Source organism: Pseudomonas sivasensis (assembly GCF_013778505.1).
Lineage (GTDB): Bacteria > Pseudomonadota > Gammaproteobacteria > Pseudomonadales > Pseudomonadaceae > Aquipseudomonas > Aquipseudomonas sivasensis.
In genome coordinates this window covers 146,038-171,371 of the sequence record NZ_JAAOWU010000002.1, presented here as the reverse complement: position 1 = coordinate 171,371, position 25,334 = coordinate 146,038, and the positions used below count along the sequence as shown (strand labels likewise).

23 protein-coding genes are annotated in these 25,334 nt (G+C 59.9%); 8 read left to right on the top strand and 15 right to left on the bottom strand.

From position 1 onward, the window contains the following. Positions 1-187: 187 nt before the first annotated feature. The 3 genes from betA to betI form a co-directional block, all read right to left on the bottom strand. Positions 188-1,891, bottom strand: coding sequence for a choline dehydrogenase (gene betA, locus G9Q84_RS04300; protein ID WP_032884032.1), 1,704 nt, complete (start codon positions 1,889-1,891; stop codon positions 188-190). A gap of 143 nt (positions 1,892-2,034) precedes the next feature. Next, positions 2,035-3,507: a betaine-aldehyde dehydrogenase gene (gene betB / locus G9Q84_RS04295; protein WP_032884031.1), complete on the bottom strand. Its 1,473-nt coding sequence runs from the start codon at positions 3,505-3,507 to the stop codon at positions 2,035-2,037. A gap of 110 nt (positions 3,508-3,617) precedes the next feature. After that, the gene (betI, locus tag G9Q84_RS04290) at positions 3,618-4,211 is read right to left on the bottom strand and encodes a transcriptional regulator BetI (protein WP_032884029.1); all 594 of its coding nucleotides are present in this window, start codon (positions 4,209-4,211) and stop codon (positions 3,618-3,620) included. Positions 4,212-4,600: 389 nt separating this feature from the next. Between betI and G9Q84_RS04285 the strand changes: the two genes are divergently transcribed. Beyond that, positions 4,601-6,535, top strand: a complete 1,935-nt coding sequence (locus G9Q84_RS04285; protein ID WP_233897097.1) for a BCCT family transporter — start codon at positions 4,601-4,603, stop codon at positions 6,533-6,535. A gap of 177 nt (positions 6,536-6,712) precedes the next feature. Here G9Q84_RS04285 and choV read toward each other — a convergent pair whose 3' ends face one another. The 4 genes from choV to G9Q84_RS04265 form a co-directional block, all read right to left on the bottom strand. Beyond that, complete coding sequence (choV, locus tag G9Q84_RS04280; RefSeq protein WP_032884027.1) at positions 6,713-7,891, bottom strand: choline ABC transporter ATP-binding protein; 1,179 nt, start codon at positions 7,889-7,891, stop codon at positions 6,713-6,715. Beyond that, positions 7,888-8,733 (bottom strand): choline ABC transporter permease subunit, encoded by an 846-nt coding sequence (gene choW / locus G9Q84_RS04275; RefSeq protein WP_003194913.1) that lies wholly within the window; start codon positions 8,731-8,733, stop codon positions 7,888-7,890. The genes choV and choW overlap by 4 nt, the downstream gene beginning before the upstream one ends. Before the next feature lie 69 nt (positions 8,734-8,802). After that, positions 8,803-9,750, bottom strand: coding sequence for a choline ABC transporter substrate-binding protein (locus G9Q84_RS04270; RefSeq protein WP_032884025.1), 948 nt, complete (start codon positions 9,748-9,750; stop codon positions 8,803-8,805). A gap of 196 nt (positions 9,751-9,946) precedes the next feature. After that, positions 9,947-10,132 (bottom strand): hypothetical protein, encoded by a 186-nt coding sequence (locus G9Q84_RS04265; protein ID WP_181642945.1) that lies wholly within the window; start codon positions 10,130-10,132, stop codon positions 9,947-9,949. 34 nt (positions 10,133-10,166) lie between these two features. On the opposite strand from G9Q84_RS04265, the gene G9Q84_RS04260 reads away from it, so the two are divergent. Next, positions 10,167-11,543 carry an L-serine ammonia-lyase gene (locus G9Q84_RS04260; RefSeq protein WP_181642944.1) on the top strand — a complete coding sequence of 459 codons (1,377 nt, stop codon included), beginning with the start codon at positions 10,167-10,169 and terminating at the stop codon, positions 11,541-11,543. A 591-nt stretch (positions 11,544-12,134) separates the two neighbouring features. Continuing rightward, complete coding sequence (gbdR, locus tag G9Q84_RS04255; RefSeq protein ID WP_032884022.1) at positions 12,135-13,238, top strand: choline metabolism transcriptional regulator GbdR; 1,104 nt, start codon at positions 12,135-12,137, stop codon at positions 13,236-13,238. Positions 13,239-13,341: 103 nt separating this feature from the next. On the opposite strand, the gene G9Q84_RS04250 is transcribed toward gbdR, so the two are convergent. From G9Q84_RS04250 to G9Q84_RS04230, 5 genes are all read right to left on the bottom strand, one after another. Continuing rightward, positions 13,342-13,605 (bottom strand): hypothetical protein, encoded by a 264-nt coding sequence (locus G9Q84_RS04250; RefSeq protein ID WP_032884020.1) that lies wholly within the window; start codon positions 13,603-13,605, stop codon positions 13,342-13,344. 251 nt (positions 13,606-13,856) lie between these two features. Beyond that, positions 13,857-14,333 (bottom strand): thioesterase family protein, encoded by a 477-nt coding sequence (locus G9Q84_RS04245; RefSeq protein ID WP_181642943.1) that lies wholly within the window; start codon positions 14,331-14,333, stop codon positions 13,857-13,859. A gap of 139 nt (positions 14,334-14,472) precedes the next feature. Further along, positions 14,473-15,438, bottom strand: a complete 966-nt coding sequence (locus tag G9Q84_RS04240; RefSeq protein ID WP_181642942.1) for an L-carnitine dehydrogenase — start codon at positions 15,436-15,438, stop codon at positions 14,473-14,475. Positions 15,439-15,562: 124 nt separating this feature from the next. Beyond that, positions 15,563-16,450, bottom strand: a complete 888-nt coding sequence (cdhC, locus tag G9Q84_RS04235) for a 3-dehydrocarnitine:acetyl-CoA trimethylamine transferase CdhC (RefSeq protein ID WP_122682001.1) — start codon at positions 16,448-16,450, stop codon at positions 15,563-15,565. Positions 16,451-16,523: 73 nt separating this feature from the next. Beyond that, the gene (locus G9Q84_RS04230; protein WP_181642941.1) at positions 16,524-17,468 is read right to left on the bottom strand and encodes a choline ABC transporter substrate-binding protein; all 945 of its coding nucleotides are present in this window, start codon (positions 17,466-17,468) and stop codon (positions 16,524-16,526) included. A gap of 193 nt (positions 17,469-17,661) precedes the next feature. On the opposite strand from G9Q84_RS04230, the gene G9Q84_RS04225 reads away from it, so the two are divergent. Together G9Q84_RS04225 and G9Q84_RS04220 are read left to right on the top strand one after the other, a co-directional pair. Continuing rightward, positions 17,662-18,606 (top strand): GlxA family transcriptional regulator, encoded by a 945-nt coding sequence (locus G9Q84_RS04225; RefSeq protein ID WP_181642940.1) that lies wholly within the window; start codon positions 17,662-17,664, stop codon positions 18,604-18,606. A gap of 68 nt (positions 18,607-18,674) precedes the next feature. After that, complete coding sequence (locus G9Q84_RS04220) at positions 18,675-19,853, top strand: AAA family ATPase (RefSeq protein WP_181642939.1); 1,179 nt, start codon at positions 18,675-18,677, stop codon at positions 19,851-19,853. 124 nt (positions 19,854-19,977) lie between these two features. Here G9Q84_RS04220 and G9Q84_RS04215 read toward each other — a convergent pair whose 3' ends face one another. Genes G9Q84_RS04215 through G9Q84_RS04205 form a run of 3 tightly spaced genes read right to left on the bottom strand, consistent with a single transcriptional unit; the run spans position 19,978 to position 21,359 of the window. Further along, positions 19,978-20,394 carry a DUF3010 family protein gene (locus G9Q84_RS04215; RefSeq protein WP_181642938.1) on the bottom strand — a complete coding sequence of 139 codons (417 nt, stop codon included), beginning with the start codon at positions 20,392-20,394 and terminating at the stop codon, positions 19,978-19,980. A gap of 40 nt (positions 20,395-20,434) precedes the next feature. Next, the gene (locus G9Q84_RS04210) at positions 20,435-20,917 is read right to left on the bottom strand and encodes a hypothetical protein (protein ID WP_122754262.1); all 483 of its coding nucleotides are present in this window, start codon (positions 20,915-20,917) and stop codon (positions 20,435-20,437) included. Between the two features lie 40 nt (positions 20,918-20,957). Further along, a complete protein-coding gene (locus G9Q84_RS04205; RefSeq protein WP_032884009.1) occupies positions 20,958-21,359 on the bottom strand; it encodes a lysozyme inhibitor LprI family protein in 402 nt (133 codons plus the stop codon). Between the two features lie 219 nt (positions 21,360-21,578). On the opposite strand from G9Q84_RS04205, the gene G9Q84_RS04200 reads away from it, so the two are divergent. The 3 genes from G9Q84_RS04200 (at position 21,579) to dgcA (ending at position 25,240) form a co-directional block, all read left to right on the top strand. Next, the gene (locus G9Q84_RS04200; RefSeq protein ID WP_032884008.1) at positions 21,579-22,556 is read left to right on the top strand and encodes a dipeptidase; all 978 of its coding nucleotides are present in this window, start codon (positions 21,579-21,581) and stop codon (positions 22,554-22,556) included. A gap of 77 nt (positions 22,557-22,633) precedes the next feature. Beyond that, complete coding sequence (locus tag G9Q84_RS04195; RefSeq protein ID WP_005792152.1) at positions 22,634-23,164, top strand: DUF5943 domain-containing protein; 531 nt, start codon at positions 22,634-22,636, stop codon at positions 23,162-23,164. A gap of 15 nt (positions 23,165-23,179) precedes the next feature. After that, positions 23,180-25,240, top strand: coding sequence for a dimethylglycine demethylation protein DgcA (gene dgcA / locus G9Q84_RS04190; protein ID WP_122756304.1), 2,061 nt, complete (start codon positions 23,180-23,182; stop codon positions 25,238-25,240). Positions 25,241-25,334 lie beyond the last annotated feature (94 nt).

Below are 25,334 nucleotides of genomic sequence, written 5' to 3'. Positions count from 1 at the left end.
GCAGCTCAGCGCGGGCAGGCAAACAGAGTAGGCCTGGGCTGGGGGCTGATCAAGGAAAGTGTAGAGGTAAGGTTTGCAGTGCCTGATCGGGCCCTATCGGGGGCAAGCCCCTTCCCACACTTGATTTGTGAATACATTCAAATGTGGGAGGGGGCTTGCCCCCGATGAAGGCACCGCAGTGAATCAGTTACTGCGCAGTCGGCCCCACTTCACGCAACGGCTTGCCACGCACCGGCGCATCGCCTGCCACGTAGTAATCCGCCGTGCTGCGCGGCAGTGGCTGGCGACCACGGATCTTGTCGGCGATTTTTTCGGCGATCATGATCGTCGGCGCGTTCAGGTTACCGGTGGTGATGATCGGCATGATCGAGGCATCGACCACACGCAGACCTTGCATGCCATGCACGCGACCTTCGCCATCCACCACGGCCATTTCGTCGGTGCCCATCTTGCACGAGCAGGATGGGTGGAACGCGGTTTCGGCGTGCTCACGGATGAACTTGTCCAACTGCTCATCGGTTTGCACATCGATGCCCGGGCTAATTTCGCGGCCACGGTATTGATCGAGGGCCGGCTGCTGCATGATTTCACGGGTCAGGCGAATGCCATCGCGGAATTCCTGCCAGTCCTGCTCGGTGGCCATGTAGTTGAAGAGGATGCTCGGGTAGTCCCGTGGGTTCTTCGACTTCAGTTGTACGCGGCCACGGCTCGGCGAGCGCATGGAGCCCATGTGTGCCTGGAAACCGTGCTCTTTCACACCGTTGCTGCCGTTGTAGTTAATCGCTACCGGCAGGAAGTGATACTGGATGTTCGGCCATTCGAATTCTTCACGGGTACGGATAAAACCGCCCGCTTCGAACTGGTTGCTGGCGCCGATACCGGTGCCGTTGAACAGCCATTCGGCACCGATGGCCGGCTGGTTGTACCAGAGCAGCGACGGGTACAGCGACACCGGCTGAGTGCACGCATATTGCAGGTACAGCTCAAGGTGGTCCTGCAGGTTTTCGCCGACGCCAGGCAGGTCATGGACCACCGGGATGTCGAGGCTTTCCAGCAATTTGGCCGGGCCCACGCCGGAGCGTTGCAGCAGTTGCGGCGAAGCGATTGCGCCGCTGCACACCAGCACTTCTTTACGCGCACGGGCTTCAACGCGCTCTTCGGCGGCACCGATCAGGTAACGCACGCCAACGGCACGCTTGCCTTCGAACAAGACTTTGTCGGTGAGGGCGTGGGTGACGATGGTCAGGGTCGAACGCTTCTTGGCCGTGTCCAGGTAACCGCGCGCGGTACTGGCGCGACGGCCGTTAGGCGTGACGGTACGGTCCATCGGGCCGAAGCCTTCCTGCTGGTAGCCGTTCAAGTCTTCGGTACGCGGGTAACCGGCCTGCACGCCCGCTTCAACCATGGCGTGGAACAGCGGGTTATTGCCGGCTTTAGGCGTGGTCACGCTGACCGGGCCATCGCCGCCATGCCAGTCGTTCGGGCCGATGTCGCGGGTTTCAGCCTTGCGGAAATACGGCAGGCAATCGAGGTAGCTCCAGTCTTCCAGACCTGGCAGCTTCGACCAATTGTCGTAGTCCATGGCGTTGCCGCGGATGTAGCACATGCCGTTGATCAGCGAAGAGCCACCCAGGCCCTTGCCGCGACCGCATTCCATCCGACGGCCGTCCATGTGTGGCTCTGGATCGGTCTCGTAGGCCCAGTTGTAGCGGCGGCCTTGCAGCGGGAACGCCAGGGCGGCGGGCATTTGGGTACGGAAGTCGAGGCGGTAGTCGGGGCCGCCGGCTTCCAGCAGCAGGACGGTGACGCCTTCGTCTTCGGTCAGACGGGTCGCCAGGGTATTACCGGCGGAGCCGGCACCCACAATGATGTAGTCGTATTCTTGGGACATTGAATGCACCCTCTTTGATGTGTGGTCAGGTCGGGCCTCATCGGGGGCAAGCCCCCTCCCACATGTGATCGGGTTCACACCGTCAAAGGTGGGAGGGGGCTTGCCCCCGATGGCGGCCTCAAAGGCAACGCAAGGCTCGGGTCTTAGAACACCGAGGCGTAATCGCCCAGCTCAACCTGTACCGATTTGATGCGGGTGAAGTTATTCAGCGAGCTGATGCCGTTCTCACGGCCAACACCCGATTGCTTGTAGCCGCCGACCGGCATTTTTGCGTCGGACTCGCCCCAAGCGTTGATCCAGCAGATACCCGCTTCCAGTTGATGAATCACGCGGTGAGCGCGGTTCAGGTCTTTGGTGACCAGGCCGGCGGCCAGACCGAAGTCGGTGTCGTTGGCGCGGCGGATCACTTCTTCTTCGGTTTCGTAGGTGAGGATGCTCATCACCGGGCCGAAGATTTCTTCACGCACGATCACCATGTCGTCGGTGCAGTCGGTGAAGACAGTCGGTGCCACGAACGCGCCTTTGGCGAAGTCGCCGTCGGTCAGGCGGTCGCCGCCGCACAGCAGGCGGGCGCCTTGCTCTTTGCCTTTGGCGATGTAGCCCAGCACGCTTTCCATGTGGGCGAAGCTGACCAGCGGACCGAAGTTGGTGTTGTCGTCTTGCGGGTCGCCAACGCGGATGCGCGCAACACGCTCAACGATCTTGGCTTCGAACGCCGCTTGCAGGTGCTTAGGCACGAACACGCGAGTGCCGTTGGTGCAGACCTGACCGGAGCTGTAGAAGTTGGCCATCATCGCGATGTCGGCCGCACGATCCAGGTCGGCGTCTTCGAACACGATCAGCGGCGACTTGCCACCCAGTTCCATGGTCACTTCTTTGAGCGAAGAGCTCGACGCGCTGGCCATGACTTTCTTGCCGGTGTCGGTGCCGCCGGTGAACGAGACTTTCTCGATGCGTGGGTGCTCGGTCAGCCAGGTGCCGACTTCACGGCCGCTGCCAGTCAGTACGTTGAACACGCCAGCTGGAACGCCAGCCTCGGTGTAGATCTCAGCCAGTTTCAAGGTGGTCAGCGAAGTGACTTCGCTTGGCTTGAAGATCATCGCGTTACCGGCAGCCAGGGCCGGTGCGGATTTCCACAGGGCGATCTGGATCGGGTAGTTCCACGCGCCGATACCGGCGACCACGCCCAGCGGCTCGCGGCGGGTGTAGACAAACGAGGTGTCGCGCAGTGGGATCTGCTCGCCTTCGATGGCTGGCACCAGGCCTGCGTAGTATTCCAATACGTCAGCGCCGGTGACGATGTCGACGTACTTGGTTTCGGAGAAGGATTTGCCGGTGTCCAGAGTTTCCAGGGCGGCCAGCTCGTCGTTGCGCTCGCGCAGGATGTCGACGGCCCGACGCAGAATGCGCGAACGCTCCATGGCGGTCATGGCGGCCCAGATTTTCTGGCCTTTTTCGGCGCTGACCACGGCACGTTCAACGTCTTCTTTCGTTGCGCGTTGCACTTGGGCGAGAACTTCACCGTTAGCCGGGTTGATGGCTTCGAAGGTGGCATCGCTGCCAGCGTCGCTGTAGCCGCCGTCAATGTAGAGTTTTTGCAGGTCGAAACGGGCCATAAAGTCCTCGCAAGTGCATAAGTGGTTGGCGTTACCCGCCGCTAAGTGGGCCATAAGGGTGTGGCAACACTGAGCGGCAGACGTTCAGGGGTTGAGCGTTTATAAGGGCTCTAACTCACCTGCTTGGCCAATTGGAAATCCATGTATTCGTAAGCGATCCGTTGCGCTTGCGCCGTGTCGAAAGCGTCTCCCGACAGGGCGCCGCGCAACCACAAACCGTCGATCAACGCCGCCAGGCCTCGGGCTGCTTTGCGTGCATGCGGCAGCGGCAGCGTTCGGCGGAACTGGCAGCACAGGTTGGAATACAGACGTTGATCGTTGATCCGCTGCAACCTGTGCAATGACGGGTGGTGCATGCTGGTTGCCCAGAAGGCCAACCAGGTTTTCATTGCCGGGCCGTTGACCTGGCTGGCATCGAAGTTGCCCTCGATGATCACCTGAAGGTGTGCCCGTGGGCTGTCGTCCGTGAGCGCAAGCCTGCGTTCGTGGACGTTCTCAATCAGCGCGTTCATCAGGTAGCGCATCGTCGCTGCAATAAGGCCGTTCTTGTCCTTGAAGTAGTGACTGATGATGCCGTTCGAAACGCCGGCCAAACGGGCGATCAGCGCAATGCTGGCATCTCCCATTCCGACCTGATCGATGGCCGTCAACGTGGCTTCGATCAACTGTTGGCGGCGTATGGGTTGCATACCGACCTTGGGCATGTAGCACCTCTCCTTAGGCCTGCCGACGGGCGATGAACGTTCGTCGACTTGAAGGCCAGTCTATTTTGTTTTGATTGAACGTTCAATCAACAAAGAATAAGCTCTGCGACAAATGGTCGCTGCCTACAGGTATTTCCTACGTGAGGGCGGCGACATCTGACACCTGGGAAACCCTTGAAACAGGCCGCATAAGCGCCTGGCACCGCATCGACGGGGCGCAAGAATTTTCGGGGTGTCTTTATAACACCCGTCCGTCGACTGCCGAAAAATCGATGGCCTGGGATAACCGTTGCCTTGTGTTTCTCTCTCGCACTGCCCGGAGCATCTGCGCCATGAGTTCTGCCTCTCTTATAAAGACCCCGCCGGAAAAGGTGCGGGTCAACGGTTGGGTGTTCTACACCTCCACCGCGCTGATTCTGTTGTTGACTGCCATTCTGATCATCGCCCCGCAGGAGGCCGGGCGCATGCTCGGCGTAGCCCAGGCGTGGCTTTCCAAAAGCTTCGGCTGGTACTACATGGTGGTCATCGCCGCCTATCTCGTATTCGTAGTCGGCCTGGCGTTTTCGTCCTACGGCAAGTTGAAACTGGGCAGCAAGGACGACACCCCGGATTTCAGCTACGGCGCCTGGGCCGGCATGTTGTTCTCGTCGGGCATCGGCATCTCGCTGCTGTACTTCGGCGCCTCGGAGCCGTTGGATCACTACTTCAACCCGCCTGAAGGCGCGGCCGCCAGCAATGGCGCCGCTCGCCAGGCGTTGCAACTGACCTTCCTGCATTGGGGCTTGCATGGCTGGGCGATCTACGCCTTGGTCGGCCTGGCCGTGGCGTACTTTGCGTACCGCCATAACCAGCCGCTGGCGTTGCGTTCGGCGTTGTACCCGCTGATGGGCGAGCGTTGGGTCAAAGGCGCGGCGGGCCACGCGGTGGACGGTTTCGGCATGTTCGTGACCCTGCTGGGCCTGGTAACCAACCTGGGGATCGGTTCGTTGCAGGTGTCGTCCGGGTTGGAAAACTTGTTCGGCATGGAACACAGCAACACCAACCTGCTCATCGTGATCATCGTGATGAGCACCGTCGCCACCATCGCTGCCGTGTCGGGTGTGGAGAATGGCATTCGTCGCCTGTCCAACCTCAACATCGTGCTGTTCAGCGGTTTGCTGATCTTCGTGCTGCTGTTCGGCCCGACCCTGCACCTGCTCAATGGCCTGGTGCAGAACACCGGTGATTACCTCAACGGCATCGTGCTGAAGACGTTTGACCTGTATGTGTATGAAGGCGACGGTGAAAAAACCGAGCGCTGGATGGGCCTGTGGACGCTGTTCTACTGGGCCTGGTGGATTTCCTGGGCGCCATTTGTAGGTATGTTCATCGCGCGTATTTCCCGTGGTCGCACGGTGCGTGAACTGGTGGCCGGCGTGCTGCTGATCCCGCTGGGCTTTACCCTGGCGTGGCTGTCGATCTTTGGTAACTCGGCGCTGGACCTGGTGCTGAACCAAGGGGCGGTGGAGTTGGGCAAGACGGCGCTGGAACAACCGTCCATGGCCATCTACCAACTGCTGGAGCACTACCCAGCGTCGAAAATCGTCATTGGTGTGTCGATCTTCGTAGGCTTTGTGCTGTTCCTGACCCCGGCGGATTCCGGCGCGGTGATGATGGCCAACCTTTCCTGCAAAGGCGGCAACGTGGATGAAGATGCGCCGCACTGGCTGCGGATCTTCTGGTCGGTGGTGATCACTCTGGTGACCATCGGTTTGCTGTTTGCCGGCAACTTCGAAGCCATGCAAACCATGGTGGTGTTGGCGGGGCTGCCGTTCTCGGTGGTGCTGATTTTCTTCATGTTTGGTCTGCACAAGGCCATGCGCCAGGACGCGGCGATCGAACAGGAGCAGGCGCAACTGGCTGAACGCGGGCGTCGTGGTTTCAGCGAGCGTTTGACGGCACTCGACCTGCAACCGAGCCAGGGCACTGTGCAGCGCTTCATGGACAAGCACGTCACGCCAGCGCTGGAAGAGGCGGCGGTCGCGTTGCGTGAGCAAGGGTTGGAAGTGCAGACGCTGTTGGGCAAGTCCAAGCGTTGCATCGGTGTGCGGATCGAGATGGAAGAGGGCAACCCGTTCGTTTATGAAGTGAGCCTGGATGCTTACTCGTCGGCGCCGAGCGACCTGCCTGAAGAAGAACGCACCCGCTATTACCGTGCCGAGGTGTACCTGCACAACGGGCCTCAGGAATACGACCTGATGGGCTTCGCCCAGGAACAGATCACCCGGGACGTGCTCGATCAGTTTGAAAGCCATCGGCAGCTCCTTGGCCGTGTCTATAGCTGATGCTTTGAAAGCCCGGTGGTGTTGTCACTGACACCACGGGGCAAAAAAATGTGGGAGGGGGCTTGCCCCCGATTGCAGTGTGTCAGTCAGTTCATCTGTTACTGATCCACCGCTATCGGGGGCAAGCCCCCTCCCACATGTTTGACCCAGTTTCTCCAATGGCGTTTGCGGTGTTTGCTAGCCCAGGTTTTTGCCCAGCAGGGCGTGGTAGAGCTCACTGTCACCCAGGATCCCCACCACCTGGTTGTTGTCATGCAACACCAGCTTGTTCCCTGTCTGGTAACGAATCTGCAGCGCATCACGCATGCCGATATTCGAATCCACCAGCGTCGGTACTCGGCCCAGGCCTTCTACTGCTTGCCCCGGTGCCCAGTTCTGCAGGTTCATCACCACGCCATTCTGACGGGCGCCCTGGATAGTATTGCCCTCGGCCAGGTCCAGCCACGAGTCGCCGCCCGGATCGAGGCACACCGAGCCGTTCACTCGCGTGCAGTTGTCCAGCGTGCGCATCAGGCTGCGGCCGCACAGCACGTTCAGCGGGTTGGTGTGGGCGACGAAGGTACGCACATAGTCGTCCGCGGGGTTGAGTACGATCTCTTCCGGCACGCTGTACTGAATGATCTTGCCGTCTTTCATGATCGCGATGCGGCTGCCCAACTTGAGCGCCTCGTCGAGGTCGTGACTCACGAACACGATGGTCTTGCTCAGCTTGCGTTGCAGTTCCAGCAACTCGTCCTGCAAGCCCTGGCGGATCAGCGGGTCGAGGGCGGAGAAGGGTTCGTCCATCAGCAGAATATCGGCGTCCATCGCCAACGCACGGGCCAGGCCAACACGCTGCTGCATACCGCCGGAGAGTTCGTCCGGCTTCTTGTTGCGCCACTGGGTCAGGCCCACCAGCTCAAGTTTCTCGTCCACCAGCTTGCGCCGTTCTTTCTCCGGACGGCCCTGCATTTCCAGGCCGAAACTGATGTTTTCACGCACTGTCAGCCAAGGCATCAGGGCAAACTTCTGGAACACCATGGCGATGCGCTTGGTGCGCATCATTTTCAGCTCGGCAGGGGTGCAGGAAGCGATGTCGATCTGGCGACCTTCATGCTCCACAAACAGCTGGCCACGGCTCACGGTGTTAAGGCCGTTGATGCAACGCAGCAAGCTCGATTTGCCGGAGCCCGACAGGCCCATCAGCACACAGATTTCACCTTTCTCGATATCCAGGCTGGCTTTTTCAACGCCGACAATCTGCCCGGTCTTTTTCAGAATCTCGTTGCGATGCATGCCCTGGTCGAGCAGCTTGAGTGCTTCGCGTGGGTCTTTGGAGAAGATCACGTCGACATTGTCGAATCGGATAATGCTCATGCATCACCCCCTACTTTGGCGTCGGGTTGTTTGCAGATGCGGTCGAGCATGATGGCCAGCAACACGATTGCCAGGCCCGCTTCAAAGCCCAGGGCGATGTCGGCGGTGTTCAGCGCGTTGACCACTGGCTTGCCGAGGCCATCGGCGCCTACCAGCGCGGCGATCACCACCATCGACAGCGACAGCATGATGCATTGGGTAATGCCGGCGGCAATGCTCGGCATGGCGTGGGGCAGTTCAATGCGCGAGAGCAACTGACGGCGCGAGCAGCCAAAGGCTTTGCCGGCGTCCATCAACTCTTGCGGTACATCGCGGATACCCAGGTAGGTCAGGCGGATCGGCGCGGCAATGGCGAATACCACCGTGGAGATCAACCCAGGCACCACACCCAGCCCGAAGAGGGTCAGGGTAGGGATGAGGTAGACGAAGGTCGGTACGGTCTGCATCAGATCGAGCACCGGCCGCATCATGGTGTAGAACATCGGTTTGTGCGCGGCAACAATGCCCAGCGGCACACCGATGACCACGCAGACCAGGGTGGCGAACAGCACCTGCGCCAGGGTCTCCATGGTTTCCTGCCAGTACCCCAGGTTGAGGATCAGCAGGAAGGAGGCGATGACAAAAACCGTCAGTCCCCATTTACGTTGAATAAAGTGAGCCAGCAGCGCAATCAGACCGATCAATGCCAGCGGATTGAACCAGGTCAGCGCAAACGTCACGCCGTGGATCATCGTTTCCAGTGTCGATGCGATTGCGTCGAAGTAGTTGGCACCGTGTTGGGTCAACCAATCGACGAAGGCAGCGATGTACTGGCCTAGTGGGATTTTCTGTTCAGTCAGCATGGTAGTGAATGTCCACATGCGAAGAGGGAATACATCCCGGGGCAGCGTACCGCCCCGGGGTCAGCAGTATTACTTGGCGAGATACGCTTTGACGGCCTCCAGACCTGGTTTGCCATCGACGGTGGTGACCCCTGCAAGCCAGGTGTCGAGTACTTCTGGGTTCTTTTTCAGCCAGGCCTTGGCGGCGGCGTCGGGCTTCATCTTGTCGTCAAGGACGTTACCCATCAGGGTGCTTTCCATGTTCAAGGTGAACGACAGGTTTTTCAGCAGTTGGCCAACGTTGCTGCATTCCTGGGTATAGCCCTTGCGGACGTTGGTGTAGATGGTGGCCTGGCCGTAGTTGGGGCCGAACGAATCGTCACCCCCGGTCAGGTACTTCATCTTGAAACGGGTGTTCATCGGGTGCGGTTCCCAGCCGAGGAACACGATGGCCTGGTCGCGCTTGGAGGCGCGTTCCACCTGCGAGAGCATTCCGGCTTCGCTGGATTCGACCACTTTGAAGCCGGCGGTTTTCAGGCCGAAGGCGTCTTTATCGATCAGCGTCTGGATGGTGCGGTTGCCGTCGTTGCCCGGCTCGATGCCGTAGATCTTGCCGCCCAACTCATCCTTGAATTTGGCGATATCGGCGAAGTCTTTCAGACCTTTGTTGTACAGCGCCTCGGGGACCGCCAGGGTGTACTTGGCGTTCTCCAGGTTGGCGCGCACGGTTTCCACGGTGCCGGCATCACGGTACTGCTTGATGTCGTTTTCCATGGTCGGCATCCAGTTGCCGAGGAAAATATCCATATTCTTGCCGTCGGCCAGGGACTTGTAAGTCACCGGTACCGAAATCATCGTGGTGCGCGGCTTGTAGCCCAGGCCCTTGAGGATTTCGCTGGTGGTCGCGGTAGTGACGGTAATGTCGGTCCAGCCGACATCGGAGAAGTTGACGGTCTTGCACTGTTCCGGTTCTGCAGCGTGCGCCATGACGGGAAGACTCAGCATGGCGGCCAACAACAACGAGGGTGAACCTTTCATCTGGGTAGACTCCTGTGTTTTTTCTGGCGGCCTTCGCCGCGCTTTATAAGTGTTGCGGTTGGAGCGTGCGACAACAGCTCTGCCACGGTGCCTTGCAAACGAGTCGAGACTGATCATGTACCAGTGAAAATCTGACGCCTACAGGGGGCGTCGTATCCAGTACAGGGAGGGTCGCATCCAGTGTCGGTGACGTCGCTTACAGGTTTTTCCCAAGGCAAAACCGCAGTTTTTGCCCATCTTCGCCGCTGAAAACGGCCAAAACAGGCGATCGCACGCGAGCGACGCTGGTGAGCATGGGTGCGTCGGTGTGAGACGCCGTGACGGCAGATAAAACCTTGATGATGCCGCCATCTGGGCGATCTGAGCGTAGCAGCTTGTTCAAGTCCGGCCCGTGCTTATCGAGGAGTTCCACGTTAATGGCTATCAGCGTTTTCGACCTGTTCAAGATCGGCATCGGGCCTTCTAGTTCTCACACCGTCGGCCCCATGCGCGCCGCGGCGTTGTTCGTCCAAGCACTGCGTGAACGTGAATTGTTGGAACAAGTACGGCGCGTCGAAGTTCAGCTGTACGGCTCGTTGTCGGCCACCGGCATCGGCCACGGCAGCGACACCGCAACCATCATGGGCCTGATGGGCGAGTGGCCGGATGCAATTGATCCGTCGCAGATCGGCCTGCGCATCCACACCCTGCGCGAGACCGACACACTGCTGCTGGACGGGCGTTTGCCGGTGCCGTTTGTATGGGCACGGGACATGCGCCTGCTCGATGAGAACCTGCCGTTCCACCCCAACGCCATGACCTTGGTGGTAGTTGGTGATGATGGCGAGCTGCACCGCGACACCTACTACTCAGTGGGCGGTGGTTTCGTGGTGGATGAAGCCCAGGCCCGAAGCGGCGTGGCGGATATGGACCGCACCGAATTGCCCTATGACTTTTCCAGCGCGGTGGAGTTGTTGCAGTTGTGCAAGACCCACAACCTGCGCGTTGCCGAGTTGATGCTGGCCAACGAAAAGGTATGGCGCTCCGAAGAAGAAATCCGCAACGGCCTGATGAAGCTTTGGCGCGCCATGCAGGCGTGCGTGGAGCAGGGCCTCAAGCACGAAGGCATCCTGCCTGGCGGACTTAACGTGCGTCGCCGCGCGGCCAAGTTGCACCGCAGCCTGCAGGAGTTGAACAAGCCCAATGTGATTGGCTCGACGTTGAGCGCTATGGAGTGGGTCAACCTGTTCGCCCTCGCGGTCAACGAAGAAAACGCCGCGGGTGGGCGCATGGTCACCGCGCCCACCAATGGCGCGGCGGGGATTATTCCGGCGGTGCTGCACTACTTCATGAAGTTCAGCGACGAAGTCACCGAAGCCAACGTGGTCGACTACCTGCTCAGTGCTGCGGCGGTAGGGATTCTGTGCAAGAAGAACGCCTCGATCTCGGGTGCCGAAGTCGGTTGCCAGGGGGAAGTGGGTTCTGCGTGTGCCATGGCCGCGGCCGGGCTGGCCGAGATTCTTGGCGCTACGCCGGAGCAACTGTGCAACGCCGCCGAAATTGGCCTGGAACACAACCTCGGCCTGACCTGCGACCCCGTGGGTGGGTTGGTGCAAGTGCCGTGCATCGAGCGCAATGCGATTGCGGCGGTAAAAGCGATCAACGCGGCGCAAATGGCCTTGCGTGGCGACGGTCAGCACTTTATTTCCCTGGACCGGGTAATCCGCACCATGCGCGATACCGGGGCAGATATGCATGACAAGTACAAAGAGACATCGCGGGGTGGGTTGGCGGTCAGTGCAGTGGAGTGCTGATGAGCTTGTTGTGATGAACAGGGCCTTAGTGATGAACAGGGCTTTTGTGGTGAGCCGGGCTTTTGTGGTGAGCGGGCTTGCCCCGCGCTGGGTGGCGAAGCCGCCCCAATCAATAAAGGCACCACATAGTTTCAGATAAAACCCGGTCGCCTGATTTTGGGGCGGCTTCACCACCCAGCGCGGAGCAAGCCCGCTCACTACAAGTGAACACTCCAACCAAAATCGCCACCTTTTAGCGCGTCGCAAACAGATAAGTAGCTCCCGAACGATTTTCCCTCCGACCACCCGTCACCTGTGCATGGGGTGACAGACTTCTCCTACGCCCGCAAAGCGCCTTCCCACAAGTGCTACCGATCTGCTCACACCCCTTAGCAGTGCTGCTCCTACGTCCCTTTTCGGCCGTATCCCGCACTTCCTGCGCGGGCTTATATAGACACGTCATAAGGTCGTTTTCAGGAGTTATTGAATAGCCATTCAATTTTAGGCATGGCATTTGCTCTATCTATTTAAAGCGTCGCCTTCCTGAGGCCGACCGCCATAACAAGAGCCTCGCCTGAGGCCAACACCCGCTTAGTGTGAGGAGATACCGCGATGACGTCGTTCAACTCAGGGGCCCAACCCCAGAACCGTGCGCCTCAATCCATCGGCTTTTTGCTGTTGGACAATTTCACGCTGATTTCCCTGGCGTCAGCCGTGGAACCGCTGCGCATGGCCAACCAATTGTCCGGTCGCGAGTTGTATCGCTGGACAACCCTGAGTGTCGACGGCAACCAAGTCTGGGCCAGCGACGGTCTGCAAATCACCCCCGATGCCTCCATGCACAAAGCTCCGGCCCTGGACACCGTCATCGTGTGCGGCGGCGTGGGTATTCAGCGCACCGTTACCCGTGAACACGTGTCGTGGCTGCAAAGCCAGGCGCGCCAGTCCCGCCGTCTTGGCGCCGTCTGCACCGGCAGTTGGGCCCTGGCTTGCGCCGGCCTGCTTGATGGGTTTGATTGCAGCGTGCACTGGGAATGCCTGGCGTCGATGCAGGAAGCCTTCCCGCGCGTGGCCATGAGCACACGCCTGTTCACCCTCGACCGCAATCGCTTCACCAGCTCCGGCGGCACCGCGCCGCTGGACATGATGCTGCACCTGATCAGCCGCGATCATGGCCGCGAACTGTCGGCAGCGATCTCCGAGATGTTTGTGTACGAGCGCATCCGCAACGAACAGGATCACCAGCGTGTGCCGCTCAAGCACATGCTGGGCACCAACCAGCCGAAGCTGCAGGAAATTGTGGCGTTGATGGAAGCCAACCTGGAAGAGCCGATCGATCTGGACGAACTGGCGGTGTACGTCGCCGTGTCGCGGCGCCAGCTGGAGCGCCTGTTCCAGAAATACCTGCACTGCTCGCCGTCGCGCTACTACCTCAAACTGCGCCTGATCCGTGCACGGCAGTTGCTCAAGCAAACGCCGATGTCGATCATCGAAGTGGCCTCGGTGTGCGGGTTTGTGTCTACGCCGCACTTCTCCAAGTGCTACCGCGAATACTTCGGCATTCCGCCACGGGATGAGCGCGTCGGTTCCAACACCACCCAGCAGGTGGCGATGATGCCGATTCCGCAGGCGCTGGTGTTGTCACCGTTGGCCGGGCCGATGTCGGCGTTGAGTCAGGCGCGCAATGAGTCGACTTTTGCGAGCGTGCGGCTTTAGACCGAGTTGACTGCATCGGGAGCAAGCCCCCTCCCACATGGGAATGGATTCCAAGTGTGGGAGGGGCGGTGCGACGATTCGACTTGCTCTCGATAGCGTTCTATCAGACACCAGAGTTCTGCTTGAACTGCACCAAAGCCGGCAACAGCTGCTTATCAATCGCCTGACGCACCGCCGGCAGGATCGTCGCGCTGCCGCTGTACATCTGTTCCACCATGCCCTTGAGCGCTTTAGCCCGTGCTTCGCTCAAACCGCGCACGGCGCACTCGCAGGCCTGCTCAGCGGTGGCGCCGCTGGACACGTCGAAACCCAGTGAGCGCAGTTGGCCCAGCAGGTCATCCTGGTCAATCAAATCCGCATGCATCATGACGTTTATCCTGGTGAGGGGAGCGAGGTCTGACTGGGATTCTGGTAGCCGCCCATGCGGTCGGCAAGGGCAGAATGCGCGAATGCCTCAGATGGCTATGAGCGTGTCGTTTTCGGGCCATTTGCCAACCGCACTTATCGGCACACTGAACCCAGGCACACAGCTTGACGGTTTGGTCACCCTCGGGATGTACGGCTCACACAAGGCACTCTGCCCCGATCCACTCCACATTGGATCGGGGTTTTTTTTGCTTATTGTCTGACCGGCAAACCGATGACACGGCCAAGCAGGGCAGGCTTGGGCAGGTCAGCCTGTGCAGCGCTGACAGTGATGATTTTTTCCAGCGTCGCCTCGGTAAACGGCGCCGAATGCGGGCCGGCCAGATCGACGTGCAAGAGCATCTGTTCGTTACCCGCCAGCGCCCGCTCTTCGCCCACAAGATGCAGGCTGTGATAGAGGTGCAGCCGCTTGGCGTCATGGGCGATCAGTTGGGTATGCACCTCAACCTCGGCGCCGAGTTTCACCTCATGCAGGTAGTTCAGGTGCAGTTCCAGGGTGAACAGCGAGTGGCCGCTGGCGTCGCGGTTTTCGCTGTCCAGGCCCAACGTGTCCATCAGCGCGTCGGTCGCGTAGCTGAAGATCAGCAGGTAGAACGCGTCGCGCAGGTGGCCGTTGTAGTCGACCCACTCGGGGAGGATTGCTGTGGTGTAGGTCGTCAGTGCAGGCATGGAAAACTCCCGGATCAGTACTCGGTCAAAATGTGGGAGGAGCTTGCCCCCGATAGCGGTGTGTCAGTTGCCAGATTTCTTGACTGATCCAATGCTATCGGGGGCAAGTCGAATCGTCGCACCGCCCCTCCCACGTGGGTTATTCGGCGAAAGTCATACCGTGCTTGGCTTTGGTGGTTTTTACCGCTTCCAGCACCGCCAACAGGCAATCATCACGATAGCGTTCCAGTGCCGAAATGCTGTGTGTACCCAACTGATCGCTAGTGCCATCCACCACATCATCAATCAGTTTGTCAGTCAGCTCGGGCGCTGGCAGATACGTCCACGGCAACTGCAGTGCCGGACCAAACTGCACCATGAAATGCCGCATCCCCGCATCGCCGCCCGCCAGGGTGTAGGTCAGGAAGGTGCCCATGAACGACCAGCGCAACCCTGCGCCAAAGCGGATGGCATCGTCGATTTCGCCGGTGGTCGCCACGCCGTCATTCACCAGGTGCAACGCTTCACGCCAGAGCGCTTCGAGCAGGCGATCGGCAATGAAGCCCGGTACTTCCTTACGCACATGCAACGGGCGCATGCCGAGGGATTCGTACACCTTGATCGCGGCTTGAATAGCGTCGGGCGCGGTGTTTTTGCCGCCGACCACTTCCACCAATGGCAGCAGGTAAACCGGGTTGAACGGGTGGCCGACCACGCAGCGCTCAGGGTGGGTCGAGCCCTCGTAAAACTCGCTCGGCAATAGGCCTGAGGTGCTGGAGCCGATCAATGCATTGGGCTTGGCTGCTGCGCTGATCTTGCTGTGCAATTCCAGCTTCAGCTCCAGGCGTTCTGGGGCGCTTTCCTGGATGAAGTCAGCGTCTTTTACGCACTCTTCAATGGTGGCGACAAAGCGCAGGCGGTCTTGGGATGCGCCGGGTGCGAGGCCTTTTTTCTCAAGCGCTCCCCATGCGTTGGCAACGCGTTTGCGCAGGGCGGCTTCGGCGCCGGGGGCCGGGTCCCAGGCGATTACATCAAGGCCGTGGGCGAGGGCGCGGGATACCCAGCCACTGCCGATGACACCGCTGCCGAGCGCGGCGAAGGTTTTGATTTCGGTGATAAAGCTCATGGCACATTCCTAAAGAGGTTGGTAATCCCCTGTGGGAGGGGCTTGCCCCCGATAGCGGTGTGTCAGTCGATACAGCTGGTGCTGATCCTCCGCCATCGGGGGCAAGCCCCCTCCCACATGTTGATCAGCGGCGTTTGGTGAGGCCCATCTTTGCCCGGCCCTCTGCGGGGGTCATGACTCGCGCGCCCAAGCGGCTGAGGATCTCACTGGCCCGTTCCACCAACTGCCCATTGGTCGCCAGCACGCCCTTGTCCAGCCACAGATTGTCTTCCAGGCCTACCCGCACATTGCCGCCCAGCAGCACCGCTTGCGCCGCCATCGGCATTTGCATGCGGCCGATGCCGAAGCCCGCCCACACTGCGTCGGCGGGCAGGTTGTCGACCATGGCTTTCATGGTGGTGGTGTCGGCCGGCGCGCCCCATGGGATGCCCAGGCACAGTTGGAACAGCGGGTTGTCGAGCAGGCCTTCCTTGATCATCTGCTTGGCGAACCACAGGTGGCCGGTGTCGAAAATTTCCAGCTCAGGCTTAACGCCCAGCTCTTGAATACGTTTGGCGCCCGCCCGCAGCTGCGCCGGGGTGGAGACGTAAATCGTGTCGCCGTCGCCAAAATTCAGGGTGCCGCAGTCCAGGGTGCAGATTTCCGGCAGCAGTTCTTCCACATGGGCCAGGCGCGTCAGCGGGCCGACCAGGTCGGTATTGGGGCCGAACTCCATCGGGTTCTCGCCGCCGCCAATCTCCAGGTCGCCGCCCATGCCGGCGGTGAGGTTGACGATGATGTCGATGTCCGCCTCGCGGATGCGCTCCATCACTTCGCGATACAGCGCCACGTCGCGGCTGAACTTGCCGGTTTCGGGGTCACGCACATGGCAGTGCACCACGGTGGCGCCGGCCTTGGCGGCTTCAACCGCTGCGGCTGCGATTTGTTTGGGGGTGACCGGCACGTGTGGGCTTCTGGCGGTCGTGTCGCCAGCACCGGTGAGTGCGCAGGTGATGATGACGTCGTGATTCATGAGACGGTTCCTTACAGGCGTGGTGATGCCGTTCGCAGCCGTGTCTGGCTGCGAAGCAGTGGTTGAAAGGGTGTTACTTGCCGGTCAATTGCAGGTTGGCGGCGGCCGGTTTGCCATCGAAGGTGGTCACGCCTTCCAGCCAGCGAGCCTGGTCTTGAGGGTGATCCTTGAGCCACTGCTTGGCCGACTCGATAGCGTCCTTGTGATCCAGCAACGGCTGCATCATTCGGCTCTCGTCGGCCGCGGTGAAGGTCAGGTTGGTCAGCAGTTTGTGCACATTGGGGCACTGCTCGGCGTAGGTCGGCGAAGTGACGGTCCAGACGGTCGCCATGCCTTCGTTCGGGCCCAGGGCGTCGTCGCTGCCGGTGAGATAAGTCATCGCCACGTTGACGTTCATCGGGTGCGGCGCCCAGCCAAAAAACACCACGGCTTCCTTGCGGCGAACGGCGCGGTCGACGGCGGCGAGCATGCCGGCTTCGCTGGATTCCACCAGTTGGAATTTGCCCAGGCCGAACTGATTCTTGGCGATCATCGCCTTGATCTGGGTGTTAGCCCCTGAGCCCGGCTCGATGCCGTAGATCTTGCCACCCAGTTCTTTTTCGAATTTGGCGATATCGGCGAAGGTTTTCAGGCCCTTGTCCGCCAGGTAAGTCGGCACGGCGAGGGTGGCGCGGGCGTCTTCCAGGCTTGGTTTGTCGAGGACTTTGACTTGTTTGGCGTCGACAAATGGCGTGATGGTCTGGGTCATCAGCGGGTTCCAGTACCCCAGGAACAAGTCCAGGCGCTGGTCGCGGATACCGGCGAAGATGATTTGCTGGGAGGCGCTGGTTTGTTTGGTCTTGTAGCCGAGGCCGTCGAGCAGTACTTGGGTCATGGCGCTGGTGGCGATGACGTCGGTCCAGTTCACCACGCCCATGCGCACGTTCTGGCATGAAGCGGCATCCGCTGCCATCACATTGGTGCTCAAAATGGTGCTGGCGCTGAGTGCAAGCACGCAGCGGCTGATCAGTCGATTCATGGTGGATCCCTCGGCAGGTCGTTATTGTGGGGTCCGGCGTCTTTGTGCGCCGTGCAGCCAAGTTACGCAAGCCAGGGGCCAGCAAAACGCACGGCGGCGACCACCTCTTGCACTGCAGCGACCTGCCCCCTTGAATCCGCCCCTGAACGGGAGTATCACAGTGCCACGCTGCCCGTCCGACGAGAGCGCCACCATGTCCCAGGATTTCTACTTTCTGCTGATGCCGGGGTTTTCGGCCATTGGTTTTATCTCCGCGCTGGAACCGCTACGGGTGGCCAACCGCTTTCGTGGCGAGCTGTACCGCTGGCATGTGCTGAGTGCCGATGGCGGCGCGGTGTTGGCGAGCAATGGCATGTCGGTCAACGCGGACGCCGGGCTGGAACCGCTGAAAAAAGGGGCGACCTTGCTGGTGGTGGCCGGCTTTGAACCGCTGCAGTTCGCCACCCCCGCCCTGGAACACTGGCTGCGTCGCCTCGACCACGACGGCGTGACCCTTGGCGCCATTGATACCGGCGCCTGCGTCCTCGCCGAAGCCGGCCTGCTTGACGGCCATCGCCTGACCCTGCACTGGGAAGCCATCGACGCGTTCAAGGAGTCCTATCCTAACCTGACCGTCACCCAGGAACTGTTCGAGATCGACCGCCGCCGCATCACCTGCGCCGGCGGCACCGCGTCCATCGACTTGATGCTCGACCTGATCGCCCAGGCCCACGGCCCTGAGCTGGCGATCCAGGTCTCCGAACAGTTTGTACTCGGCCGTATCCGCCCGCGCAAAGACCACCAGCGCATGCAGATCGCCACGCGCTACGGCATCAACAACAAAAAATTGGTGCAAGTGATCGGTGAAATGGAGCAACACACCGAACCGCCCTTGAGCACCTTGGCCCTGGCCGAAGCGATCAAGGTGACTCGGCGCCAGTTGGAGCGGCTGTTTCGCCTGCATCTGAATGACACGCCCAGCAACTTCTACCTCGGCCTGCGTCTGGAAAAGGCCCGGCAACTGCTGCGCCAGAGCGATTTAAGCGTGCTGGAAGTCAGCATTGCCTGTGGGTTTGAGTCGCCGTCGTATTTCACGCGCAGCTATCGCGCTAGGTTTGCGAAGTGCCCGAGGGAGGATCGGCGACGGGAGGTGGTTTGACGGGCAATTATAGTCAATTATACTCGTGGCTATAATTTATAGTCATTTCCATAATTGAGTATAAAACCATGACCAAGAACAGCGGTTTCGTGTTCCGCCGCCCAGTCCTGGCGCGCAGCATTGCCGATGGTCTTGTGGGGGCCGGTATTCAGGATTTCACTTCCGGCCTGTTTCTCGCAGCGCCGCGCCGCACCGGTAAGAGTACTTTTTTACGCGAAGACCTGATCCCGGAGTGTCAGCTTCGGGGCTGGCTGACCGTGTACGTGGATTTGTGGGCCGACAAGGAAAAGGACCCCGCCGAGTTGATCGCCAGCGCCATAGCTGCTGCGCTGGTTCCCTATGAAAAGGGCATTCGTAAGCTGGCCAAGAATATCGGGATCGAGAAGCTCAGCTTTCTGCGTACCCTGTCCTGGGATTTCAGCAAGCCGCAATTGCCGGTCGGCGCCACGTTGACCCAAGCCTTGGAGTTGCTCCACAGCGTTGCGCAAAAAACCGTCGTGCTGGTGATAGACGAAGCGCAGCACGCATTGACCAGCGATTCGGGTATCAACGCGATGTTCGCGCTCAAAGCTGCCCGGGACCAACTCAACCAGGGCCGTGACGAGGAGGGCAGCGGGTTGCATCTCGTGTTCACGGGCTCCAATCGCGACAAACTGGCCCATTTGGTGCTGGGCAAAAGCCAACCGTTTTTCGGCTCCAGCATTACGCCGTTTCCGTTGCTGGGCAAAGAGTTCACCCAGGCCTACACCGTGCACCTCAATGCGCACTTGGCCCAAGACAATCAATTCAGTGCTGCGGATATCGACGAAGCCTTCGAGTTGGTCGGTCGTCGTCCCGAAATGCTGCGCACGATCATCGGCGAAGTGGCGTTGGAGTTGGGCGAGGCCAGCAATCTGGGCGAACTGCTGCACAGTCGCGCCGAACTGCTGCGCGCGGGTGTATGGACCGAATTCGAAAGCGCTTGGAACGCCCTGACGATCCCGCAGCGTGCGGTGTTGGAGGTGATGGTGGAGCGCTCACACAACAACGAACCTTTTGCGCCGTTTACCGACAGCACACTGATAGCGGTCAGCAAGGCATTGGAGGACATGGGCAGCGACGTGGTGCCGGGCACCCAGACCATTCAGGCCTGTATCGATGCGTTACGCGATAAGGAGTTGGTGTGGAAGTCGAGCCGGGGTGGGTATGCCCTGGAGGACAAAACGTTCGGCGACTGGCTGCGGCACAAGCGCCATACACCCCACTGAAGACACCCCAGACCCAGTGTGGGAGGGGGCTTGCTCCCGATAGCGGTATGTCAGCCAGTGCATGAGCAAGCTGATCCACCACCATCGGGAGCAAGCCCCCTCCCACGGTGGATTTCGGCGTGGCTTATTTCTTCAGCAGGGCGGAGCACGCGGTCTTGAAGGCCTCATGCTGATACTTGTTCAACGTCGCCGGCAGTTCAAAGGTGTGCTTCTTGTTCTGCGCATTGATGGTCTGCGGCGACAGCAACGTCACCTCAACCCCCTCCAGCAGTTGAAACACCCCTTCAATCTTGAACGTGGTCGGGCCACCGGCGAATTCGCCTTTTTTGCTGCGTTTCTTGATCGCGATGCGATTGACGGCGTTGGCCTGCACGAAGGCCTTCACCTGGGCGGCAAAGGCTTTGACGTTGGCCGCTTCATCATCGTCTTCAAGGGCGATTTTCTTGGTAGCCAGGGCGACGTGGCTCAGCGCCTGGTTGTCCAGGGAGGCGACAGCGATGATGGCTTCGCTGCCTTTGATTTCGATGCCGCAAATTGTCATTCAATAGCCTATTGAGAAGAGGAGGACTGGGTAGCCGGTATCAGTAATGCCTGTCTTCCTCTTTATGCTGATAAATCTGGTGGATCGTCCAGAACATCAGGATAAGGCACACAATCATCAAGCCGGCGCTGACGCTCATAATGTAGAAGTTAGGTGAGCTCGATTTCAGGTTCGCCTTGATGCTATGCACCGTCGGGAACCATTTTGAATACACCACCTCGACCGGACCGCCAACCTTGTAGCCACGGTCTTCGACGTAGCTGCTGTTGTTCACCATGCCTTCTACGCGCTGGCCTTCATGATCGAACGCATAGTACACATTGGTGCTTGAGTCCCGTGGGCCGATGCTTTCAAGTTGAATGATTTGCCCGATGGTCTCTACGGGCGCCGCTTTGATCAGCGCATAGGGTGCGCCCCGGTCTTTGGACAAAAACAGCATCAGCGCCAATGCCAGCATGGCGAAAAACAGCAACGTGGCGCGCGTGAACAGGAAGTCTCGTTGCGCTTCGCGTGGGTAGTACATGTGACGTCCTTTTCAATTGTTTTTAACGATTCAGACCTACTCATTCCTGCCCAATCGACTCCAAAAACTCCGACCGCTCATCACTCATCCGCGCCAGGCAGTCATTTTGCGCAATCGCATAGGCTTTGGTGCCGGTCACTGCCGGGAAGGTGTCCACCGCGCAATCGGCGTCACGTAGTTTTTCCCACTTCTGCTGGGCGTCCTTCAGACGAGCGGTAATGTCGGCGAGCTTGGTCTTGTCGCTGCCATAGGTAGAACCCATGCGTTCCAGCAGGCCCTGATAGTTGTCTTTCAACAATTGTTCGGCGGTGGTTTTGTTGTAAGTGGCGCATTCCAGGGTTTGCTTGTCGTTTTCGATGCCATCGCACGGCGTGCTGTCGGTGTCTTCAGCCGCGTGGACGCCGGTTGCGATGAGTGCCAAAGCCAGGAAAATCGATTTCATTGCGCCGTCTCATATCAGGTGATGCAGGAATTCTGGCTCAAGCGTAAGACAAAGAACAGTCGCCAGTCAGAGCTGTCATGTAGGCCTTTGTCGCGGATTGACGCTTTCGGCAATTCCCCTGTCGTTTTTGCACCCGGCTCAGGTTGCCCCTGGGCATATGCTGGCCCCAAAGCGCCGGCAGACGATTCGGCGCATGAATCGCCAATAAGGGGACGCCTGATGAGCCCAGCCGAATTGCACGCCGACAGCATCGTTATCGACGGGCTGATTATTGCCAAGTGGAACCGCGACCTGTTCGAGGACATGCGCAAAGGTGGCCTCACCGCCGCCAACTGCACCGTGTCGGTGTGGGAAGGGTTTCAGGCCACCATCAATAACATCGTCGCCAGCCAGACCCTGATCCGCGAGAACAGTGACCTGGTGATCCCGGTGAAAACCACCGCCGACATCCGTCGCGCCAAGGAACTGGGCAAGACCGGCATCATTTTCGGCTTCCAGAATGCCCACGCGTTTGAAGACCAACTCGGCTACGTCGAGATCTTCAAGCAGCTCGGCGTTGGTGTGGTGCAGATGTGCTACAACACCCAGAACCTGGTCGGCACCGGTTGCTACGAGCGTGACGGCGGCCTGTCGGGCTTCGGGCGCGAGATCGTCGGCGAGATGAACCGCGTCGGCATCATGTGCGACCTGTCCCACGTCGGCTCCAAAACCTCCGAAGAAGTCATCCTCGAATCGAAAAAGCCGGTGTGCTACTCCCACTGCTTGCCTTCCGGTCTTAAAGAGCACCCGCGCAACAAGTCCGATGCAGAGCTGAAGTTCATCGCCGACCACGGCGGCTTTGTCGGCGTGACCATGTTCGCGCCGTTCCTCGCCAAGGGCATCGATTCGACCATCGACGACTACGCCGAAGCCATCGAATACACCATGAACATCGTCGGCGAAGACGCCATTGGCATCGGCACCGACTTCACCCAGGGCCATGGCCAGGATTTCTTCGAAATGCTGACCCATGACAAGGGCTACGCCCGCCGCCTGACCAGCTTCGGCAAGATCATCAACCCGCTGGGCATCCGCACCGTGGGCGAGTTCCCCAACCTCACCGAAACCCTGCTCAAGCGCGGCCACAGCGAGCGCGTGGTGCGCAAGATCATGGGCGAGAACTGGGTCAACGTGCTCAAGGACGTCTGGGGCGAATAAGCCACCGCTGACACTTCTTTACCCTCGGCCATCCGGCGCCGAGGGCATCCAAACGAATTTTCTGGAGTTAAGTTTCCATGGCCAAGATCGCCCCTCAATTGCCTATCGAAGTCGACAGCGAAACCGGTGTCTGGACCTCCGACGCCCTGCCGATGCTGTACGTGCCGCGCCATTTCTTCGTCAACAACCACATGGGCATCGAAGAAGTCCTGGGCGCTGACGCCTACGCCGAAATCCTCTACAAAGCAGGCTACAAATCCGCTTGGCACTGGTGTGAAAAAGAAGCTGAATGCCACGGCCTGGAAGGCGTCGCGGTGTTTGAACACTACATGAAGCGCCTGTCGCAACGCGGCTGGGGCCTGTTCAAAATCCAGGACATCGACCTGGATAAAGGCACCGCCAGCGTCAAGCTCGAACATTCGGCATTTGTCTACGTGTACGGCAAGGTCGGGCGCAAAGTGGACTACATGTTCACCGGCTGGTTTGCCGGCGCGATGGACCAGATTCTTGAGGCCCGTGGCAGCAAGATCCGCACTGTGGCCGAACAAGTCTACGGAGGCTCCGAAGAGGGCCACGATGACGGCTTGTTCACCGTCAAGCCGTTGTAAGCCGAGGACCGTGCCATGGCTTTCGAAGCAATGTTCCAGCCGATCCAGATCGGCAAACTGACCATCCGCAACCGCGTGCTCAGCACCGCCCACGCCGAGGTGTATGCCACCGACGGCGGCATGACCACCGATCGCTATGTGAAGTACTACGAAGAGAAAGCCAAGGGCGGTATTGGCCTGGCGATCTGCGGCGGTTCCTCGGTGGTCGCCATCGACAGCCCCCAGGAATGGTGGAGTTCGGTGAACCTGTCCACCGACCGCATCATCCCGCACTTCCAGAACCTGGCTGACGCCATGCACAAGCATGGCGCCAAAATCATGATCCAGATTACCCACATGGGCCGTCGCTCGCGTTGGGACGGCTTTAACTGGCCGACCCTGATGTCGCCGTCCGGTGTACGTGAGCCGGTGCACCGCGCGACCTGCAAGACCATCGAGCCGGAAGAGATCTGGCGCGTGATCGGCAACTACGCCAGTGCCGCCAAGCGTGCCAAGGCCGGTGGCCTTGACGGTGTGGAACTGTCGGCAGTGCACCAGCACATGATCGACCAGTTCTGGAGCCCGCGGGTCAACAAGCGTACCGACGAATGGGGCGGCACCTTCGAAGGCCGCATGAAGTTCGGCCTGGAAGTGTTGAAAGCCGTGCGCGCGGAAGTCGGTGATGACTTCTGCGTGGGCATGCGCCTGTGCGGTGACGAGTTCCACCCGGACGGCCTGTCCCACGAGGACATGAAGCAGATCGCCAAGTATTACGACGACACCGGCATGCTCGATTTCATCGGCGTCGTCGGCTCGGGTTGCGACACCCACAACACCCTGGCCAACGTAATCCCGAACATGAGCTACCCGCCGGAGCCGTTCCTGCACCTGGCGGCCGGTATCAAGGAAGTGGTCAAGGTTCCAGTGCTGCACGCGCAGAACATCAAGGACCCGAACCAGGCCACGCGCATCCTTGAAGGCGGCTATGTGGACATGGTCGGCATGACCCGTGCACACATCGCTGACCCGCACTTGATCGCCAAGATCAAGATGGGCCAGATCGACCAGATCAAACAGTGCGTCGGCGCCAACTATTGCATCGACCGCCAGTACCAGGGCCTGGATGTGCTGTGCATCCAGAACGCCGCGACGTCCCGTGAATACATGGGCGTGCCGCACATCATCGAGAAATCCACCGGACCGAAACGCAAGGTCGTCGTAGTCGGCGCCGGCCCAGCCGGGATGGAAGCTGCGCGTGTAGCAGCCGAACGTGGCCACGAGGTAACCCTGTTCGAGAAGAAAGAATTTATCGGCGGGCAAATCACCACTGCTTCCAAGGCTCCGCAACGCGACCAGATCGCGGGGATCACGCGCTGGTTCCAACTGGAACTGGCGCGCTTGAAAGTCGACCTGCGCCTGGGCGTGGCGGCCGATGCCGAGACCATCCTGGACCTGCGTCCAGACGTGGTGGTGCTGGCGGTCGGCGGGCATCCGAACATCGAGCAGAACGAACACTGGGGCGCGGCCGAAGGCCTGGTGGTGAGCAGCTGGGACGTGCTCGACGGCAAAGTCGCGCCGGGCAAGAACGTGCTGGTCTACGACACCATCTGCGAATTCACCGGCATGTCGGTTGCGGACTTCCTCGCGGACAAAGGCAGCCAGGTGGAAATCGTCACCGACGACATCAAGCCGGGCGTGGCGATTGGCGGTACGTCGTTCCCGACCTACTACCGCAGCATGTACCCGAAAGAAGTGATCATGACCGGCGACATGATGCTGGAAAAGGTCTACCGCGAAGGCGACAAGCTGGTGGCGGTGCTGGAGAACGAATACACCGGCGCCAAAGAAGAGCGGGTAGTGGACCAGGTGGTGGTCGAGAACGGCGTGCGTCCGGATGAAGCCATCTACTACGGGCTCAAGGAAGGTTCGCGCAACAAGGGTCAGATTGACGTTGAAGCCTTGTTCGCGATCAAGCCGCAGCCGTGCCTGAGCGAGGCGGGCGAGGGGTACTTGCTGTTCCGCATCGGTGACTGTGTGGCACAGCGAAATACCCACGCTGCCATCTATGACGCCCTGCGCCTGTGCAAGGATTTCTGACACCACAGGGCCAAAAATGTGGGAGGGGGCTTGCCCCCGATAGCGGTGGGTCAGCGACAACTGTACCAACTGACAGTCCGCCATCGGGGGCAAG

Coding starts and splice junctions, on each gene's coding strand:
- betA (WP_032884032.1), bottom strand. CDS start 1,891: ATGTCCCAAGAATACGACTACATCATTGTGGGTGCCGGCTCCGCCGGT.
- betB (WP_032884031.1), bottom strand. CDS start 3,507: ATGGCCCGTTTCGACCTGCAAAAACTCTACATTGACGGCGGCTACAGC.
- betI (WP_032884029.1), bottom strand. CDS start 4,211: ATGCCCAAGGTCGGTATGCAACCCATACGCCGCCAACAGTTGATCGAA.
- choV (WP_032884027.1), bottom strand. CDS start 7,891: ATGAGCATTATCCGATTCGACAATGTCGACGTGATCTTCTCCAAAGAC.
- choW (WP_003194913.1), bottom strand. CDS start 8,733: ATGCTGACTGAACAGAAAATCCCACTAGGCCAGTACATCGCTGCCTTC.
- G9Q84_RS04270 (WP_032884025.1), bottom strand. CDS start 9,750: ATGAAAGGTTCACCCTCGTTGTTGTTGGCCGCCATGCTGAGTCTTCCC.
- G9Q84_RS04260 (WP_181642944.1), top strand. CDS start 10,167: ATGGCTATCAGCGTTTTCGACCTGTTCAAGATCGGCATCGGGCCTTCT.
- gbdR (WP_032884022.1), top strand. CDS start 12,135: ATGACGTCGTTCAACTCAGGGGCCCAACCCCAGAACCGTGCGCCTCAA.
- G9Q84_RS04250 (WP_032884020.1), bottom strand. CDS start 13,605: ATGATGCATGCGGATTTGATTGACCAGGATGACCTGCTGGGCCAACTG.
- G9Q84_RS04245 (WP_181642943.1), bottom strand. CDS start 14,333: ATGCCTGCACTGACGACCTACACCACAGCAATCCTCCCCGAGTGGGTC.
- G9Q84_RS04240 (WP_181642942.1), bottom strand. CDS start 15,438: ATGAGCTTTATCACCGAAATCAAAACCTTCGCCGCGCTCGGCAGCGGT.
- cdhC (WP_122682001.1), bottom strand. CDS start 16,450: ATGAATCACGACGTCATCATCACCTGCGCACTCACCGGTGCTGGCGAC.
- G9Q84_RS04230 (WP_181642941.1), bottom strand. CDS start 17,468: ATGAATCGACTGATCAGCCGCTGCGTGCTTGCACTCAGCGCCAGCACC.
- G9Q84_RS04225 (WP_181642940.1), top strand. CDS start 17,662: ATGTCCCAGGATTTCTACTTTCTGCTGATGCCGGGGTTTTCGGCCATT.
- G9Q84_RS04220 (WP_181642939.1), top strand. CDS start 18,675: ATGACCAAGAACAGCGGTTTCGTGTTCCGCCGCCCAGTCCTGGCGCGC.
- G9Q84_RS04215 (WP_181642938.1), bottom strand. CDS start 20,394: ATGACAATTTGCGGCATCGAAATCAAAGGCAGCGAAGCCATCATCGCT.
- G9Q84_RS04210 (WP_122754262.1), bottom strand. CDS start 20,917: ATGTACTACCCACGCGAAGCGCAACGAGACTTCCTGTTCACGCGCGCC.
- G9Q84_RS04205 (WP_032884009.1), bottom strand. CDS start 21,359: ATGAAATCGATTTTCCTGGCTTTGGCACTCATCGCAACCGGCGTCCAC.
- G9Q84_RS04200 (WP_032884008.1), top strand. CDS start 21,579: ATGAGCCCAGCCGAATTGCACGCCGACAGCATCGTTATCGACGGGCTG.
- G9Q84_RS04195 (WP_005792152.1), top strand. CDS start 22,634: ATGGCCAAGATCGCCCCTCAATTGCCTATCGAAGTCGACAGCGAAACC.
- dgcA (WP_122756304.1), top strand. CDS start 23,180: ATGGCTTTCGAAGCAATGTTCCAGCCGATCCAGATCGGCAAACTGACC.